Annotated in this window: 17 protein-coding genes; 6 read left to right on the forward strand and 11 right to left on the reverse strand. The window is 68.2% G+C overall.

Translation table 11 applies throughout. From position 1 onward, the window contains the following. Positions 1 to 166: 166 nt before the first annotated feature. Positions 167 to 616: a nuclear transport factor 2 family protein gene (locus AB0J58_RS34835; protein ID WP_364223944.1), complete on the reverse strand. Its 450-nt coding sequence runs from the start codon at positions 614 to 616 to the stop codon at positions 167 to 169. A gap of 118 nt (positions 617 to 734) precedes the next feature. Between AB0J58_RS34835 and AB0J58_RS34840 the strand changes: the two genes are divergently transcribed. Further along, positions 735 to 1,328, forward strand: a complete 594-nt coding sequence (locus AB0J58_RS34840) for a TetR/AcrR family transcriptional regulator (protein ID WP_364223946.1) — start codon at positions 735 to 737, stop codon at positions 1,326 to 1,328. A 24-nt stretch (positions 1,329 to 1,352) separates the two neighbouring features. Here AB0J58_RS34840 and AB0J58_RS34845 read toward each other — a convergent pair whose 3' ends face one another. Beyond that, positions 1,353 to 1,820 (reverse strand): Lrp/AsnC family transcriptional regulator, encoded by a 468-nt coding sequence (locus AB0J58_RS34845; RefSeq protein WP_364223948.1) that lies wholly within the window; start codon positions 1,818 to 1,820, stop codon positions 1,353 to 1,355. 131 nt (positions 1,821 to 1,951) lie between these two features. Between AB0J58_RS34845 and AB0J58_RS34850 the strand changes: the two genes are divergently transcribed. Together AB0J58_RS34850 and AB0J58_RS34855 are read left to right on the forward strand one after the other, a co-directional pair. Further along, the gene (locus AB0J58_RS34850; protein WP_364223950.1) at positions 1,952 to 2,845 is read left to right on the forward strand and encodes a phenylalanine 4-monooxygenase; all 894 of its coding nucleotides are present in this window, start codon (positions 1,952 to 1,954) and stop codon (positions 2,843 to 2,845) included. A 128-nt stretch (positions 2,846 to 2,973) separates the two neighbouring features. Continuing rightward, entirely contained in the window at positions 2,974 to 3,987 is a 1,014-nt protein-coding gene (locus tag AB0J58_RS34855) for a serine hydrolase (protein WP_364223952.1), read from the forward strand. 14 nt (positions 3,988 to 4,001) lie between these two features. Here AB0J58_RS34855 and AB0J58_RS34860 read toward each other — a convergent pair whose 3' ends face one another. The 8 genes from AB0J58_RS34860 to aroA form a co-directional block, all read right to left on the reverse strand. Further along, positions 4,002 to 4,658, reverse strand: a complete 657-nt coding sequence (locus tag AB0J58_RS34860; RefSeq protein WP_343969320.1) for a response regulator transcription factor — start codon at positions 4,656 to 4,658, stop codon at positions 4,002 to 4,004. 82 nt (positions 4,659 to 4,740) lie between these two features. Beyond that, complete coding sequence (gene pstB, locus AB0J58_RS34865) at positions 4,741 to 5,553, reverse strand: phosphate ABC transporter ATP-binding protein PstB (protein ID WP_364223954.1); 813 nt, start codon at positions 5,551 to 5,553, stop codon at positions 4,741 to 4,743. 44 nt (positions 5,554 to 5,597) lie between these two features. Continuing rightward, positions 5,598 to 6,488, reverse strand: a complete 891-nt coding sequence (gene pstA / locus AB0J58_RS34870; protein ID WP_343969317.1) for a phosphate ABC transporter permease PstA — start codon at positions 6,486 to 6,488, stop codon at positions 5,598 to 5,600. After that, positions 6,488 to 7,429 carry a phosphate ABC transporter permease subunit PstC gene (pstC, locus tag AB0J58_RS34875; protein WP_343969314.1) on the reverse strand — a complete coding sequence of 314 codons (942 nt, stop codon included), beginning with the start codon at positions 7,427 to 7,429 and terminating at the stop codon, positions 6,488 to 6,490. Before pstC ends, pstA begins: the two co-directional genes overlap by 1 nt. Beyond that, positions 7,429 to 8,427, reverse strand: a complete 999-nt coding sequence (locus AB0J58_RS34880) for a PstS family phosphate ABC transporter substrate-binding protein (RefSeq protein WP_364223956.1) — start codon at positions 8,425 to 8,427, stop codon at positions 7,429 to 7,431. The genes pstC and AB0J58_RS34880 overlap by 1 nt, the downstream gene beginning before the upstream one ends. Positions 8,428 to 8,817: 390 nt before the next feature. After that, positions 8,818 to 9,621, reverse strand: coding sequence for a histidinol-phosphatase (gene hisN / locus AB0J58_RS34885; RefSeq protein WP_343969307.1), 804 nt, complete (start codon positions 9,619 to 9,621; stop codon positions 8,818 to 8,820). Between the two features lie 238 nt (positions 9,622 to 9,859). Then, positions 9,860 to 10,912, reverse strand: coding sequence for a ribosome small subunit-dependent GTPase A (gene rsgA, locus AB0J58_RS34890; RefSeq protein WP_364223990.1), 1,053 nt, complete (start codon positions 10,910 to 10,912; stop codon positions 9,860 to 9,862). 83 nt (positions 10,913 to 10,995) lie between these two features. After that, positions 10,996 to 12,273, reverse strand: coding sequence for a 3-phosphoshikimate 1-carboxyvinyltransferase (gene aroA, locus AB0J58_RS34895; protein WP_364223958.1), 1,278 nt, complete (start codon positions 12,271 to 12,273; stop codon positions 10,996 to 10,998). Between the two features lie 351 nt (positions 12,274 to 12,624). Between aroA and AB0J58_RS34900 the strand changes: the two genes are divergently transcribed. Together AB0J58_RS34900 and AB0J58_RS34905 are read left to right on the forward strand one after the other, a co-directional pair. Next, complete coding sequence (locus tag AB0J58_RS34900; protein ID WP_355568720.1) at positions 12,625 to 13,356, forward strand: SOS response-associated peptidase; 732 nt, start codon at positions 12,625 to 12,627, stop codon at positions 13,354 to 13,356. 200 nt (positions 13,357 to 13,556) lie between these two features. Then, positions 13,557 to 13,889 (forward strand): TraR/DksA C4-type zinc finger protein, encoded by a 333-nt coding sequence (locus AB0J58_RS34905; RefSeq protein ID WP_364223960.1) that lies wholly within the window; start codon positions 13,557 to 13,559, stop codon positions 13,887 to 13,889. Positions 13,890 to 14,169: 280 nt separating this feature from the next. On the opposite strand, the gene AB0J58_RS34910 is transcribed toward AB0J58_RS34905, so the two are convergent. Further along, entirely contained in the window at positions 14,170 to 14,910 is a 741-nt protein-coding gene (locus AB0J58_RS34910) for a class I SAM-dependent methyltransferase (protein WP_364223962.1), read from the reverse strand. Positions 14,911 to 15,196: 286 nt separating this feature from the next. Between AB0J58_RS34910 and AB0J58_RS34915 the strand changes: the two genes are divergently transcribed. Then, positions 15,197 to 15,802 (forward strand): sigma-70 family RNA polymerase sigma factor, encoded by a 606-nt coding sequence (locus tag AB0J58_RS34915; protein WP_343969346.1) that lies wholly within the window; start codon positions 15,197 to 15,199, stop codon positions 15,800 to 15,802. Positions 15,803 to 15,859: the final 57 nt, after the last annotated feature.

The following is a 15,859-nucleotide window of genomic DNA, read 5'->3' on the forward strand; positions in this document are numbered from 1 at the left end:
TGCACCGGGGACGGTGTGGGAGAGTAGGTCGCCGCCGGACAATCTTTCATGTGGGCCCTCACCTTTCGGTGGGGGCCTTCGTGTTTTCCGGGGAGTTTCGTTCCCGGGGCCTCACCACGCGGTGGGGCCTTCGTGTTCTCCGGCACCGGTGTCCCGTCGGTCCTGTCTATCGAATGTTCTCGGCTCCGCTCATGGGCCCGAGCACCTCGATCATTGCCAGTGTGTTCTGGTACTCACGCCAATGAACGATCTTCCCGTCCCGTGCCCGGAGAATCCCGATGAAGGCGGAGGCGGCCTGGTGGCCGGTGGCGATGACGGTGCCGGCGAGCTCGTACTCGACGACGATGACCTCGGGGTCGGTGGTTTCGTGGATGACCACATTGCGAACCTCGTCGAAGCGGAACTCCCGGACGAAGGCGGCCTGTTCGGGGCCGGCGAAGTGGAGGAACGCCTCCCGCCCCTCATAGCGCCGGGTCCTGCCGAAAGGGGCGAAGGGAACCTCGATGACGGCGTCCTCGGCCAGTTCGCCCCCGATGCCGCCGGGGTTCTCAAGCCAGTGCCGCCGCATGCGCTCGAAGATGCCACGGGGGCCGGGAGTGATGGTGGTCTCGGGCATGATGGTTTCCTCGTTGATGGAAGTTAAGGTGAGTGGTGACTCATCTTTATGATTATGAGTGGAGACTCACTTTGTCAATGCCGTATCCGGCGTCCAGGCTCGGGGAAGGCCGGCCGGGATGACGTCCTCGAAGCCCTCGCCGGGCGTTGCCAGGCCGATGCGCGCGGACGCCCGGCGTAACCGGGAACGGATTCTCGCCGCGGCCGAGACGGTCTTCGCGGAGAAGGGGCCGTCGGCGTCGACGGAGGAGGTCGCCGCCCGTGCTGGAGTGGCCATCGGTACGGTCTTCAAGCACTTTCCGACCAAGCAGGAACTCCTGCAGGCCATCATGAAGGATCTCCTGGGCAGGTTGGATCGGGATATGGCCGCTCTCGCGGCCGATGACGCACCCGGCGATGCGCTGTTCACCTTCGTCGCCCGCATGGTCGAACAGGCGGCGCAGAAGAGGACGGTCGTGGGGCTTCTCGCCGAGACGGGGATCGATCTCCAGGTCGCGAGCTCGGTTCAGATGCTGCACGAGGGGATCGCGACGCTTCTGGTCCGTTCCCAGGAAGCCGGCACGGTCCGCGAGGGGGTCCGGCCGGACGAGGTGATCGCGCTGCTCACCGGTATCTGCCAAGGGGCTCTTCACGCGGGGTGGGATCGCGACCTCCAGCGTCGTACGCTCGCCATCGTCTTCGACGGCCTCAGGGCGTCCGCGGACCGTCGATGACCGGTACCGGCATCGGGCCGCGGTTCAGGCCTCGGCTGCGGCGCGGAGCAGGGGCTCGATCCGGTAGGGGACCTGGACGGAGAGGGCGATCGTGGTGTCGGTCCGCTGGACGGCGGGGGAGGCCAGAATGCGGGCGATGATCTCCTGGAGGTCGGGGGTGCTGCGGGCCACCACGCGGCAGAGCAGGTCGGCCTGGCCGCTGGTGCCGTAGACCTCCAGGATCTCGGGAAGGGGCTCCAGCGCCCGTACAGCCTCGTCCAGGCGGCCCTGGGCGATTTGTAGCGAGACGAAGGCCAGGATCGGATACCCGGCACCCTCGGGGGTGACCGTGGGGCCGAAGTCGGCGATGACGCCGCGGCTGGTCAGTTTCTCGACGCGGGCCTGAACGGTGCCCCGGGCCACGCCGAGCAGGCGGGCCAGCTCGGTCAGGCCGATGCGCGGGTTGGCGCGCATGGTGACCAGGAGGCGGCCGTCCAACTCGTCGATAGACATCTCAACAGGATGGCAGCAGACTGGGCGATTCGACCAGCGTAAGCGCGGTATGACCGTACAGTTCTGTGCGGATCGCCCAGTAAAACTGGCCGCTCTTGTCAACGTTTCCAGGAATTGCTGTCATTTCATACATGTTCGAAGAAGCGCAGTACTTCGCGCCGGTGGCGACCCGTGACGACGGCACGATCGAGGTCCACCTCGGCGCCGGTCATCCAGGTTTCGCCGATCCGGTCTACCGTGCGCGCCGCAACGCGATCGCGGCCCTCGCTGTGGGGTACGTGCCGGGTACGCCGATCCCGACGGCCGAGTACACCGCCCAGGAGCATGAGGTGTGGGCGCTGGTCAGCCGGGAACTCAGCCTGAAGCACCACAAATACGCTACCGTCGAGTATCTGGCCGCGACCGAGCGGCTCGGGCTGCCCGCCGAGCGCATCCCGCAACTGCAGGAGGTCGGCGATCTGCTGGAGCCGCTGACCGGGTTCCGCTACGTCCCGGCCGCGGGGCTGGTGCCGCTCAGAGATTTCTACGGCGTTCTGGCGGATGGGCTCTTCCACTCCACGCAGTACATCCGGCACCACTCCACGCCGCTGTACACGCCGGAGCCCGACGTGATCCACGAGGTGATCGGGCACGCCAATGCACTGGCCTCCGACCGCTACTCGCGGCTCTACCGGCTGGCCGGGGAAGCGGCGCGGAGAGTCGAGAGCTCCGAGGCGCTGGAGTTCGTCTCGAAGGTCTTCTGGTTCACGATGGAGTTCGGCGTCATGACGGACCAGGGTGAGCTGCGGGCGTACGGGGCGGGCATCCTGTCCTCCTACGGGGAGATCGAAGAGTTCCGGGGCATGGACATCCGGCCGTTGGACGTCGCCGTCATGGGCACCACGCACTACGACATCACGAAATATCAGGATGTTCTCTTCCGGGCCGAGTCGCTGAAGCACCTCGAAGACGTCGTCGGCGAGTTCTGGGCGACCTGCGACGACGAGAGCATCGCCCGGCTAATCGCCGAGGTTCCCCAAGGGTAGGTGCAGGTTCGGCGCGACATCCCAAGGCGTGAGTCCTTTTTCTGGCTAGATTTCGCTTCATCATCTTCTTAGTGCCTGTTGTGGGATATATCCCGATCGTCACGTAATGGGGGAGACGGTTGGGGTGGATGATGAGAGCCAGGCACCGGGTGGTCGCGGCGGCTGTCCTGCTGGTCACCGCGCAGGTCACCGCCTGTAGCACCTGCCAGGGCCTGACGCCGGTGAGCATCTCCTCCCCGACGGCGTCCCCTCGGCGGCAGGCGGCACCGGCATCGGTGCCTCCTCCTCCGGCACCGTTCCTGGCAGCGGTTCCCGCGCCCACCTTCCCCGGCACCATGGCGCTCGGAATCCCGGGGCGGACGGTGCTCGCCGGCTCGCCGCGGATCCTCCCCGGGAAGCTCACGCACACTCTCGACGGCCTTCTCGTCAGGTACGGCGGTGGCCGGACCGCGGTCTCGGTGCGCGACCTGACCACGGGCCGGCGCTACCGCTACCATCGTGCCCTCCAACTGCCGACGGCCAGCATCTCCAAGGTGAGCATCCTGACGGCACTGCTGCTCGACACACGGTGGCGCGAGCTCGGCGATCAGGCGAGGTCCGACGCGAGGCACATGATCCGCTTCGGCGACGATGGAGCGGCCGACCGGCTGTACGAGCGGATCGGCCTGGAGCAGGGGCTGGCCAGTGCGAACCGCAGGCTCGGTCTCAAGCGCACCTACACCCCCGGCGGGCGGTGTGCGGCCCCGAACTGCTGGGACGCCACGCGGAGCACGGCCGAGGACCAGGTACGGCTGGTCAGGGCGCTGGCCACGGGCCGGAGCCCGCTGGCCCCCGCGGAACGCCGGCGGGTGCTCGGGCTGATGGAGCGGGTGACCCCCGGCCAGAAGTGGGGGATCAGCGCGGGGGCGTGCGAGAACGACCAGGTGTCGCTGAAGAACGGCTGGCTGCGGCACGCGTCGAACGGGCGCTGGGTGGTCGTCAGCGCCGGACTGATCCGCGGGCACGGGCACGACTACGCGGTGGCCGTCCTCACCGAGGACAGTCCGAGCATGAGTGCCGGCATCGCCAAGGTCGAGGGCGTGGCCGCACGCGTCATGGAAGCCTTCAGGGGTGAACACGGCTGCGAGCCGGACGCGAACTGAGCGGCGGGTATCCGCTACGGGGTCCTGTCGACCAGCCGGTAGCCCACTCCGCGCACGGTCTGGATCAGCTGGTCGTCGGTATCGCCCAGACGCGCGCGGAGACGCTTGACGTGTACCGCGATGGTGTTGGTCGAGGCGGTGTCCGTGGAGTTCCAGACATGCCTCATGATCTGCTCCCGCGTCACGGTGCGGTGCGCGTTACGCATCAGGTAGTGCAGCAGCTCGAACTCGCGCAGCGGCAGGTGGACGATCCGGCCGCCGACCGTGACCTGGTAGGCGTTGACGTCGAGTTCCACCTTGCCGACCACGAGCACCCGGCGGGCCCCGGGCTCGCCGGTGAACGCGGCGTGGACCAGGGGCAGCAGCTCTGGCACCCGGTAGGGGCGGGCCACGCACGCGGTGGCCCCGGCGGCCAGCGCCTGGACGGCCTGCTGGGCGTGTCCCTCGCCCACGCCCAGCAGGACGGGGATCGCCCGCGTCAGCCGTACCGCGCGGACGAACTCCACAGCCCCCAGGATCGGCAACGATGCGCTGACGAGAACGACGTCGGGCCGTAGCGCCCCGGCCTGCAGGAGAGCCTGGGCGCCGTCGGTGACGCCCGTGACCCGCACCCCTTCGCGTTCCAGGGCCGCGGACAGGTCATGGACCATGGCCGCTTCCGGATCGGCCACCAGCAGTATGGGTGCCGTCCGTCTGTCCCCTTCCACTTCTGGTGCCGTCTGCGGCTGGAGCACCCGGATCCTCCAATGTGGGTCAGCCGAAGCGACCGGTGATGTAATCCTCGGTCCGCTTGTCGGTGGGGTTGGTGAAGATGCGGCTGGTCTCGTCGAACTCCACCAGGCGGCCGTGCCGCACGCCGGCTCCGTCGACCTCGGCGGTGAAGAAGGCGGTACGGTCGGAGACACGGGCGGCCTGCTGCATGTTGTGGGTGACGATGACGATCGTGTAGTCGCGCGTCAGCTCCTGCATCAGGTCTTCGATCTTGGTGGTCGCGATCGGATCCAGGGCCGAGCAGGGCTCGTCCATCAGGATGACGTCGGGCTTCACCGCGATCGCCCTGGCGATGCACAGGCGCTGCTGCTGCCCGCCGGACAGGGAGAGCGCGTTCTGCTTGATCTTGTCCTTGACCTCGTCCCAGAGCGCCGCCTTGGTCAGCGCCTCCTCGACGATCTCGTCCATGTCGCCCTTGATCCCGTTGACTCGGGGACCATAGGCGATGTTGTCGTAGATCGACTTGGGGAAGGGGTTCGGCTTCTGGAAGACCATGCCGATCCGGCGGCGGACCTCGATCGGGTCCACGTGGTCGCCGTACAGGTTCTCGTCGTGGTACAGGATCTCGCCGACCGCGCGGGCGCCGGGGATCAGGTCGTTCATCCGGTTGAAGCAGCGGAGCACCGTGCTCTTGCCGCAGCCGGACGGGCCGATCATGGCCGTGATCTCACGGTTGCCGATGGTCATGTCGACCCCGCGTACCGCCTCGTAGTCACCGTAGAAGACGCTGAGGTTGGAGACGGTGAAGACCGGGTCGAGGGCCTCGATGGTACGGGGGACTTCGGGGCCGCGCACGTTCACATTCGGCACGGAAATTCCAATCTCGGACATTTCTTACCTCACCAGCGCTTCTGGTAGCGGTTACGGAGCCAGATGGCGACCGAGTTCATCAGGAGCAGGATCGCCAGCAGGATCACGATCGCCGCAGAGGCGAGGACGCTGAACTCCTCCTGGGGCCGGCTGATGAAGCTGTAGATCTGCAACGGCAGGACGGTGAAACTGCTCCAGACGCCCTCGGGGTTGAACCGGACCAGCGTCGCGGCGCCGAGCATCAGGAACGGGGCCGCCTCGCCGATCGCACGGGAGAGGGCCAGGATCGAGCCCGTCGCGATGCCTGGGATCGACGCCGGGAGCACCTGGCGGTAGATGGTCTGCCACTGGGTCGCGCCCAGTGCCAGCGAGCCCTCGCGAATGGACGGGGGCACCGCGCGGATGGCCTCACGCGCGGAGATGATGACGATGGGCAGTACGAGCAGCGAGATGGTGACCGCGCCGGTCATGACCGTGAAGCCGAACTGCAGCCAGCGGGCGATGATGCCCAGGCCGAGGATGCCGTAGACGATCGAGGGAACGGCCGCCAGGTTGGAGATGTTCAGCTCGATCAGCCTGTTGTACCACTTGGTCTTGTCGGCGTACTCCTCAAGGTAGATCGCCGCGAGGATCCCGGTGGGCAGGGCCATGACCGCGGTCAGCGCGATGATCCACAAAGTGCCCAGGATGCCCGACTGGATGCCCGAGGTCTCCGGGCGGCGGATCGAGGGCTGGTTCTCCCAGAGCATCGAGTTGAGCCGCGGCCAGCCCTTCTCGACGACGTAGAGCAGCAGCATGGCCAGGAACGCCAGAGCGATCGCGAGACTGGCCATCAGCGCGATGCGGAAGAGGTGCTCCTTGAGCGGACGTCCCTTGCTCGCCAGTTGCACGGCCGAACGCGGGGTGGAGAGGATGGCCATCAGTCGTAGACCTCGCGATACTTCTGGACCATGCGGGCGCTGAGGTAGTTCATCGCGAAGGTGATCACGAAAAGCAGGGAACCCACCGCGAAGATGGTCTTGTAGGCGATCGAGCCGACCGAGGCGTCGCCGGAGCCGGCCTGGGCGATGAAGGCCGCCATCGTGGACATCTCATTGCCCGGGTAGAGCGTGAAGACGGACTTGAAGCCGCCCGCGATCGCGACGATCATCGTCTCGCCCGCGGCCCGGGAGATCGCCAGGATGATGGCGGCGACGATGCCGGAGAACGCGGCGGGGACGACGACGCGCACCGAGGTGAGCATCTTGGACGCGCCGAGGGCGTACGAGCCCTCGCGCAGGCCGTTCGGCACCGCGGCCATCGAGTCCTCCGACAGCGACGCGACGATCGGAATGATCATCACGCCGACCAGGAGGCCGGCGGCGAGCGCGTTCTTGGCCTCCAGGTCCAGGAAGGGGAAGAGGTACCTGAGCAGCGGCGTGACGAAGGTGAGGGCGAAGAAGCCGAAGACCACCGTCGGAACGCCCGCGAGAACCTCCAGCACCGGCTTGAAGATCTTGCGAGTCCTGCGGGAGGCGTACTCCGACAGGTAGATCGCCGCGGCCAGGCCGAGCGGCACGGCGACCACGACGGCGATGAGGGTGATCTCCACGGTCGCGACGATGAGCGGCCAGACACCGAACGCCGGCGGGTTGAACAGCGGTCCCCAGTCGGTGGACCCGAAGAACTCGCCGATGCTCACCGTGGCGAAGAACTCGACGGTCGGTTCGAGGAGTGCGATGACGATGCCGATCGTGGTCGCCACCGACACCATGGCGGCGGTCAGGAGAACGGCCTTGACCAGGAACTCGCCGTAACGCGGGCGCGACCGCGCCAGGGACCCCTGGGTCCCTGGAACGGTCGTGCGGTGCTGTGCCGACATCAGCCGGCGCTCTTCAGCGACGTGATGTCAGCCTTGAGCTTGGCCTCCTGCTCGGCGTTCAGCGGGACGAACTTGGCGTCCTTGGCGATCGCGTTGATGTTGGACGCGTAGTAGTCGAGGAAGGCCGCGACCTCGGGCCGCTTCGCCGCGGCGGTGGAGGGGTAGATGAACAGCGGGCGGGAGAGCGGGGTGTACTTGCCGCCCTGGGCCGCCTCGACGCTCGGGGCCACGCAACCGCTGCCCGAGTCGATCTCCAGGGCCTTCAGCTTGTCGGCGTTCTCCTCGAAGTAGGTGAAGCCGAAGTAGCCCAGACCACCCTTGGCACCCGAGACACCGGTGACGATGTCGTTGTCGTTCTCGCTCGGGCTGTAGTCCTTGCGGCTGGCACCCTCCTCACCGTTGATCTCGTCGGTGAAGTAGTCGAAGGTGCCGGAGTCGGTGCCGGGGCCGTAGAGCTTCAGCGCCTCTGCGGGGAACTTGGCGTCGACGTCCTTCCAGGTCTTGATCTTGCCCTCGGCCGCCGGCTCCCAGATCTTCTTGAGCTGGTCGGTGGTGAGGCAGGTGGCCCAGTCGTTCTCCTTGGGAACCACGACGGTCAGCGCGTCGGTCGCCACCGTGAGTTCGGTGAACGTGATGCCCTTCGCCTCGCAGGCCGCCTTCTCCTCGTCCTTGATGGCGCGGGAGGCGTTCGAGATGTCGGTCTCACCGGCGCAGAACTTCTCAAAGCCGCCGCCGGTGCCCGAGGTGCCGACCGGCACCTTCACCTGCGGCTGCTCCTCGCCGAAGAGCTCGGAGGCGGCCTGGGTGAGGGGAGCCACGGTGCTGGAACCGTCGATCTTGACTTCGCCGCTCAGAGCCGCGCCCGCCTCGGTGGCTGGGGCGGCGGACGAGGTGCTTCCGTCACTGCTGGGCTTGGCGTCGCCACCGCATGCGGCCGCGAGCGAAACGACGAGCGCGGCCGTCGCCACCGCGCTGAGGCGGCGCTGTCCACTGGTCACGGTATGTTCCTTCTCCGTAGTGAGATCCGTTCTCGATGTCTTCGATGAAACTGGGACAAAGTGAACGGAAGTGAAACGAGCCGTGACCGGCACCGGAAGAGGTGAACCCACGGATGTGAATACCTGGGCTTTGGCGGGATTTTCGTCCTGGCTTGCACCCGCGTAGGGCCTTTGGACTGCGCCTTGGAAGGTTTTGCCGGAAATATGACCTGGTAGGCGGGGAAGGGGCGCCGGATCGCCCTCGCTCCCGGCCTCGGTCCTCGCGGATCCGGCCATCCGTTCACCCTCCCGACATCCCGGGGAAGGTGAACGGACACGGTCCGGGATGGGCCAACGGGTATGGCGAGTACTCGGGCGTGCGCGGAAGGCCGTACGGCGCCCGGAAAGGGACTAAACGGGGAAGGTGAGCGGCCCACTGCCGAGGCGCTCGAGGACCTTGGTGTGCAGGGGGCCGTTGCTGCACAGCAGGCTGCCGCCGTCGATGTCGGGGACACCAGACAGGTCGGTCCAGATGCCGCCCGCCTCCTCGATGATCACGGTCAGCGCCGCGATGTCCCAGGGGGAGAGTTCAGGCTCCGCCGACACGTCGACCGCCCCCTCGGCGACCATCATGTGTGACCAGAAGTCACCGTAGGCGCGGCTGCGCCAGACGGAACGGTTCAGGTCGAGGAACGCGTCGAGCTTCCCGGCCTCCTCCCAGCCGCCGAGGCTGGAGTAGGAGAACGACGCGTCCTCCAGGTAGGCGACGGAGGAGACCTGGCAGCGCGTGGCCTTGGTGAGGCTCTTGCCGGCCCAGGCGCCACCGTCGCGGGCGGCCCACCAGCGGCGGCCGAGCGCGGGGGCCGAGACCAGGCCCACAACGACGCGGCCCTGGTCCACCAGGGCGATGAGCGTGGCCCAGACGGGCACTCCGCGCACGTAGTTCTTGGTGCCGTCGATCGGGTCGATGATCCACGAGCGCTCGCCGTAGCCGCTCTTGCCGAACTCCTCGCCGATGATGGTGTCGCGAGGGCGGGCCCGGCCAAGGGTCGCGCGGATCGCCTGCTCGGTCGCCTGGTCGGCATCGCTCACCGGTGTGAGGTCAGGCTTGTTCTCCACCCGCAGGTCCAGGGCCTTGAACCGACGCATGGTCAGATCGTCGGCCGCGTCGGCCATGACGTGCGCGAGGCGAAGATCGTCGTTATAACCCGTCACGGAGGCCAACGCTATCGCGTTGGTGACCGAATTGAGGAGAGTGGGGCCGCTCGTTCCTCGCGAGTTGCCGGCGACGCTAACGCGTCGCGGTTCGGCCGCTGGAATCCGACTCCTTCCCTCGTCGAGCGGGGTCGTTCGTTCCTCACGACCCCGCTCTCCTCAGTCCAGTCGCCGGCGCGGCCTCACGGGTCGTCCCTCAAGGTGGAGCGTGAGCACGTCCTCGTGGTGTTCCTTGGGGTTAGTCGTCGTCGGGGGCGCCTTCGCGGCTGGCGAGGAGGCGGCGCAGGGAGGTCAGGCGGGCCTGGTCGGCGTGGCCGGCGGCTACCCAGGCGTCCAGGGCGCACTCCTCTGAGAGGTGATTGCAGCCCTTCGGGCATTGGATGGTGCCCTCGATCAGGTCGGGAAAGCCGGCCAGGACCGTCTCCACCGAGACATGGGCCAGACCGAAGCTGCGCACCCCGGGGGTGTCGATGATCCAGCCGCTCTCCGGCAGTTCGAGGGCGACGGCGGAGGTGGAGGTGTGACGGCCCCGGCCGGTCACCGCGTTCACATGTGAGACGGCCCGGTTGGCGTCCGGTACCAGGGCGTTGACCAGGGTTGACTTACCCACCCCGGAATGGCCGACGAGCACGCTGATCCGGCTCTTGAGGCGCCCCCGCACCTCCACCAGGTCGCCGCCCTTGGAGACCACCACGTACGGCACGCCGAGGGGGGCGTACAGCGAGACCAACTCGTCGGGCGAGGCGAGGTCGGACTTGGTGAGGCAGAGCAGCGGCTCGATGTCGGCGTCGAAGGCCGCGACCAGCATCCGATCGATCATGCGGGGCCGGGGCGGCGGATCGGCCAGGGCCGTCACGATGACGAGTTGGTCGGCGTTGGCGACCACGGGACGCTCGATGCCGTCGGTGTTGTCGGTGTCGTCCGCGGAGCGGCGGAGCATGGAGGCACGGGGCTCGACCCGCACCACGCGGGCCAGCGTGTCGGTCATCCCGGAGACGTCGCCCACCAGGGCCACCCGGTCGCCGACCACGATTCCCTTGCGGCCCAGCTCGCGCGCCTTCATCGCGACCACGACCCGGCCGCTCATCACGGCGCCCTCCGCCTGGTCCCGCTTGCGGCGGCGCCCCCGCTCGCCTTCCGACTCGACCAGGCACGTGTAGCGCCCGCGGTCGACGGCGACCACGAACGCCGGGACCGCGTTCTCGTGGGCAGGACGGATCCGGGTCCGGGGCCGGGATCCCTTTCCCGGCCTGACCCTGACGTCGTCCTCGTCGTACTCGCGCTTTCTCAGTTTTTCCGCCTTGTCCGGCCCGGTGCGCCCCGCGAAGGGCCGCGACTACCGGGCGCCTCCTGGGCCTGCCGGCCGGTCGCCCCTCACCGCGCGCCGCGCAGCATGTCCGCCCACATCGAGGCGAACTCGGGGAGGGTCTTACCCGTGGTGGCGATGTCCTCCACCTCGACGCCGGGCACGGCCAGCCCGATGACCGCTCCGGCGGTGGCCATCCGGTGGTCGGCGTAGGAGTGGAACACGCCGCCGGTGAGCGGTCGGGGCCGGATCTCCAGGCCGTCCTCGGTCTCGTTCGCGTCGCCGCCGAGACCGTTGATCTCCGCGACCAGAGCGGCCAGCCGGTCGGTCTCGTGCCCGCGGATGTGGGCGACACCGCTGATCCTGCTGGGGGAGTCGGCGAGAGCGGCCAGCGCGGCGATCGTCGGGGTCAGCTCGGCCACATCGCGCAGGTCGGCCTCGATTCCGGTGATCCGCCCGGTACCGGTGACCGCCAGCCCTTCGGGGGTGTGCTCCACCGAGGCGCCCATGCCGGCCAGCAGCGTACGCAACTGGTCACCCGGCTGGGTCGTCCGCACGGGCCAGTCGGGAATGGTGACCGTGCCGCCTGTCACCATGGCGGCGGACAGGAACGGTGCCGCGTTGGACAGGTCGGGCTCGACCGTGAAGTCCCTCGCCCCGATGGGGCCGGGCTCGACCCGCCAGACGTCCGGCTCGGAGTCGTCCACCACGACGCCGAACTCGCGCAGCATTTGAACGGTCATCCGGATGTGCGGCTGTGAGGGAATCGGCGGGCCGTCGTGGCGTACCGTCACGCCCTTCTCGAAGCGCGCGGCGGTCAGCAGCAGACCGGAGAGGAACTGAGAGGAGCCCGACGCGTCGAGCCTGACCTCGCCGCCGGTCAGCGGCCCCCTGACGGTGAAAGGCAGCGCGTCGCCGGTCACCTCGGCGCCGAGGGCGCGCAGGGCGCGCAGGATCGGGCCCATCGGGCGCTTGCGCGCGTGCGGGTCGCCGTCGAAGAACACCTCACCCCTGGCCAGTGCCGCCATGGGCGGCACGAAGCGCATGACCGTGCCCGCCAGCCCCACGTCGATGTGGGCGCCGCTGATGACGGGGCCGGGCGTGATCGCCCAGTCGACGCTTGAGGCGCTCTCGTTGGAGGGGGTCATCGTCGCGCCCAGTGCCCGCAGCGCGTCCGCCATCAGGTCGGCGTCGCGGCTGCGCAGCGCCAGCCGCACCGTGCCGGGTCCTTCGGCCAGCGCGGCGAGCAGCAGTGCGCGGTTGGTCACGGACTTCGATCCGGGCAGGGGAACAGTCGCGCGGACGGGTTCGGTCGCGGTCGGCGCGGGCCACAGCGGAACGGACATGCCCAAAAGCCTAGCTGTGTTGTCGGCGACGCTGTGTTGATGGCGACGCTGACGCGTCGCGGTGAGGCCGCTCTTACCCGGCTCCTTCCCTCGTCGAGAAGGGTCGTTCGTTCCTCACGACCCTTCTCTCCTCAGTCCAGTCGCCGGCGCGGCCTCACGGGGAGTCCCTCAAGGGCGGAGCACGAAGCACGTCCCCGGGGTGTTTCCCGGGGTGGGCGAACGGCGGGCTCCCTCTCCTCGGTCCGGTCGCCGGCGCGGTCTCATGGGGTGCCCTTTGGGAAGAGGGAGGAAGGTGGGTATTTCCCCGTGGGGTTTTCGGCGTGCTGTGGCAGGGCGTGGCAGGGTGGGGATATGTGCGGGAGATACGCGTCTACGCGGGACAAGCACGAGTTGCTGGAGGAGTTCCAGGTCGAGCTTGACGGCGCGGCCGACGACGAACTCAGGCCCGACTACAACGTCGCGCCCACGAAACCGGTGTACGCGGTGATGAGCCGGGTGCCGAAGGCCGATCCGGATGGCCGGCCGGTCCGGCAGCTCCGCGTGGTCCGCTGGGGACTGGTCCCGGCCTGGGCCAAGGACCCTTCCATCGGCTCAAAGATGATCAACGCGCGGGTGGAGACGGTGGCGGAGAAACCCGCCTACCGCAAGGCCTTCGCGGAGCGCAGGTGCCTGCTGCCCGCCGACGGCTATTTCGAGTGGGTCGTGCTCGACGAGAAGGACGCCAAGGGCAGGCCGAAGAAGCAGCCCTACTTCGTCCGCCCCGCCGACGGCGGCGTGCTGGCCATGGCGGGGCTGTACGAGTTCTGGCGGGACCGGGGCCGGGCCGAAGACGACCCGCTCTCCTGGCTGGTGACCTGCACGATCATCACGACCGACGCCGTGGACGAGGCCGGTGCGGTACACGACCGGATGCCGATGCTGATCGAGCGCGACCGGTGGGGTGAGTGGCTAGACCCGGGAGTGACCGACGCGCGGGAGTTCCTGATTCCCGCGGGCTCCACCGGGTTGGAGGTCTACCCGGTCTCCACCGCGGTCAACTCGGTGCGCAACAACAGCCCCGAGCTCGTCGAGCCGCTGCGGTAGGGGAGGGCGGCCGTCGGCCGCTCTTCTGAAAACACCGGTCGATCCGGTGTAAAACTTCCGCCAAGTGGGCATCCGCTGAGGAAAGCGGTGACCCGCGACGACCGGGCGGGTTCACCGTCGCCAGAACTCACCCTTTGCGCCTGACGGGAGAGTCGGGGATCCCTTCACAGGCCGCCCCCGTTTTCCGGAGGTGCGGATTCGTGGACGTCGCGACCGCGCGCGAGCGCCTGAAGAACATGCTCGCCGAACTTGACCGTTCCATTGGAGTCCTTCGTGGGGATTCACCCGCCGCGGGGGACCGCTCCCCGGCGGACGCCGGTTCCGAGCTGACCGACTCCGACCGCAACCGGGCACTGCTGGAGGGGGCCACCCGGCACCGGGGTTCGGTGATCGAGGCGCTCAGGCGGATGGAGGAGGGGCGCTACGGACTATGTGCGGACTGCGCCGCACCCGTCCCGGAGGGCAGGCTGGAGGCACGCCCCGAAGCCGCCCGCTGCCTCCAGTGCCAGTCCAAACGCGAACGCCGCCGCTGACCCCAGAAACCACCCCGAGGACATGCCCTGCATCTCTTGGGCTTTCTCATCCCCGGGCCTCGTTCACCCGCTCCAGAAGCATCCCTGGGGAGGTGCCCGCGGGACGACCCGTGAGGCCGCGCCGGCGACTGGACTGAGGAGAGAGGGGTTGCGAGGAACGAGCGACCCCTCTCGACGAGGGAAGGAGCCGGGTAAGAGCGGCCTCACCGCGACGCGTCAGCGTCGCCGGTGGTACAGAGCCGGGTAAGAGCGGCCTCACCGCGACGCGCTAGCGTCGCAATCAAACAGGCCGGCGCGCGCTGGCGACCAGGTGGATGCCCACCGTGTCGTCGTCGTCGGGGTGGGTGTCCAGTTCGGTGTTGACCAGCCAGGTGAGCGCCCGGGAGTCGGAGGCGAGCACATGGTCGACGGTCGAGGGGGACAGCACCGTGCGGGGCCGTACCCACTCGACCTCCAGGCCCGCCTCGGTGAGCAGTTCCCGAAGCTGGGCGCTGCTGAAGCAGCGGGTGATGCTGCCGTCGGGCCAGGGAACGAGCATGACCTCGCCGGTCTGGCGCAGGTGGGCCCAGTAGTTCTGCTCGGCGAGGATCGCCATCCCCAGTACCAGGGAGTCGACGCAGACCAGTGTCCGGCCGCCGGGACGCAGAACCCTGGCGACATCGTCGATCGCGGACTCGGCCATGAGCTCCACGGACATCGCCCGTTCCTCGGCGAGCACGGCGTCCACGCTGCAGTCGGGCAGGAAGCGCAGGTCGTCGGCGCGTACCTGGCTGACCTTGGAGATGTCGTGCAGCGGTTGATCGTCCGCGGGCCGGCGGAAGTCGACCATCTCGATCACCCGGTGTCCCGCCTTCGCCGCCTGGACGGCCCAGCGGCCGTTGCCGCAGGACATGTCGAGGACGGTGGAGGGGGTTTCCGGCAGCCATCGACTCAGTTGCTCGGCCACGACCGCGTGATAAAAGGTCCAGTACGGCCCGAGCGCACCTGAGCCGTTCAGCTCTTCGGCCGGGATGGGCAGCACAAGCAGCTCCTGGCGTCGGGAGGATCCGGTGGTCTTTGATTACCTACCGGTACGTATCTTCTTTTCCCCGTACCGGGTCGTTCGTCACCTTCTATCTTGCGGGAACAGATGACTGGACGAGCGTGTTGCAAGCGGACAACGCACGATCCTTTCGGAGGTTGGCAAGCAGATGCTCGCCTTGATCGAACCCGTCACCCGCCCCGGTGATCGGGCCATCCCCGGTGAGCGGGTATTCTCCGCTCAGTACGGTGTCCCGCGTCAGCAGGACTCCGGCGATCTTAAGGGGGTGGGTCCGGTCCCTGCGACAGACGAGGAGACTCTGGAGCAGCGGAGCACACGGTTCGAGCGGGATGTCATGCCCTATCTCGACCAGCTCTACTCCGCCGCACTTCGGATGACCCGGAACCCCGCGGACGCCGAGGACCTTCTTCAGGAGACCTTCGCCAAGGCGTTCGCGTCCTTCCACCAGTTCCAGCAAGGCACGAACCTCAAGGCGTGGCTTTACCGAATCCTGACCAACACCTTCATCAACAGTTACCGCAAGAAGCAGCGGGAGCCCAAGCAGTCGGGCGCCGAGGAGATCGAGGACTGGCAGCTGGCCAGGGCCGAGTCGCACACCTCGGCGGGGTTGAAGTCGGCGGAGGCCGAGGCGCTGGAGCACCTCCCGGACACCGACGTGAAGCGGGCGCTGGCCGCGCTTCCCGAGGAGTTCCGCATCGCGGTCTATCTCGCCGACGTCGAGGGCTTCCCGTACAAGGAGATCGCGGACATCATGGGGACCCCCATCGGGACCGTGATGTCGCGGCTGCACCGTGGCCGTCGCCAGCTGCGGACCCAACTGGAGGACTACGCCCGCGAGCGTGGCCTGGTTCCCGCGGAAGGTGCGAAGTGAGCGAGCGAGACAGGAACGGCGATCCCGCCCCGGCGGCCTCGACACCCCTGGATGAGG

It is taken from the genome of Streptosporangium sp. NPDC049644 (assembly GCF_040675205.1).
Lineage (GTDB): Bacteria > Actinomycetota > Actinomycetes > Streptosporangiales > Streptosporangiaceae > Streptosporangium > Streptosporangium fukuiense.

What these genes read in the sequence shown, in the direction of transcription:
- AB0J58_RS34835 (WP_364223944.1), bottom strand. Translation starts at nt 616, where the DNA reads ATGCCCGAGACCACCATCACTCCCGGCCCCCGTGGCATCTTCGAGCGC.
- AB0J58_RS34840 (WP_364223946.1), top strand. Translation starts at nt 735, where the DNA reads ATGACGTCCTCGAAGCCCTCGCCGGGCGTTGCCAGGCCGATGCGCGCG.
- AB0J58_RS34845 (WP_364223948.1), bottom strand. Translation starts at nt 1,820, where the DNA reads ATGTCTATCGACGAGTTGGACGGCCGCCTCCTGGTCACCATGCGCGCC.
- AB0J58_RS34850 (WP_364223950.1), top strand. Translation starts at nt 1,952, where the DNA reads ATGTTCGAAGAAGCGCAGTACTTCGCGCCGGTGGCGACCCGTGACGAC.
- AB0J58_RS34855 (WP_364223952.1), top strand. Translation starts at nt 2,974, where the DNA reads ATGATGAGAGCCAGGCACCGGGTGGTCGCGGCGGCTGTCCTGCTGGTC.
- pstA (WP_343969317.1), bottom strand. Translation starts at nt 6,488, where the DNA reads ATGGCCATCCTCTCCACCCCGCGTTCGGCCGTGCAACTGGCGAGCAAG.
- pstC (WP_343969314.1), bottom strand. Translation starts at nt 7,429, where the DNA reads ATGTCGGCACAGCACCGCACGACCGTTCCAGGGACCCAGGGGTCCCTG.
- aroA (WP_364223958.1), bottom strand. Translation starts at nt 12,273, where the DNA reads ATGTCCGTTCCGCTGTGGCCCGCGCCGACCGCGACCGAACCCGTCCGC.
- AB0J58_RS34900 (WP_355568720.1), top strand. Translation starts at nt 12,625, where the DNA reads ATGTGCGGGAGATACGCGTCTACGCGGGACAAGCACGAGTTGCTGGAG.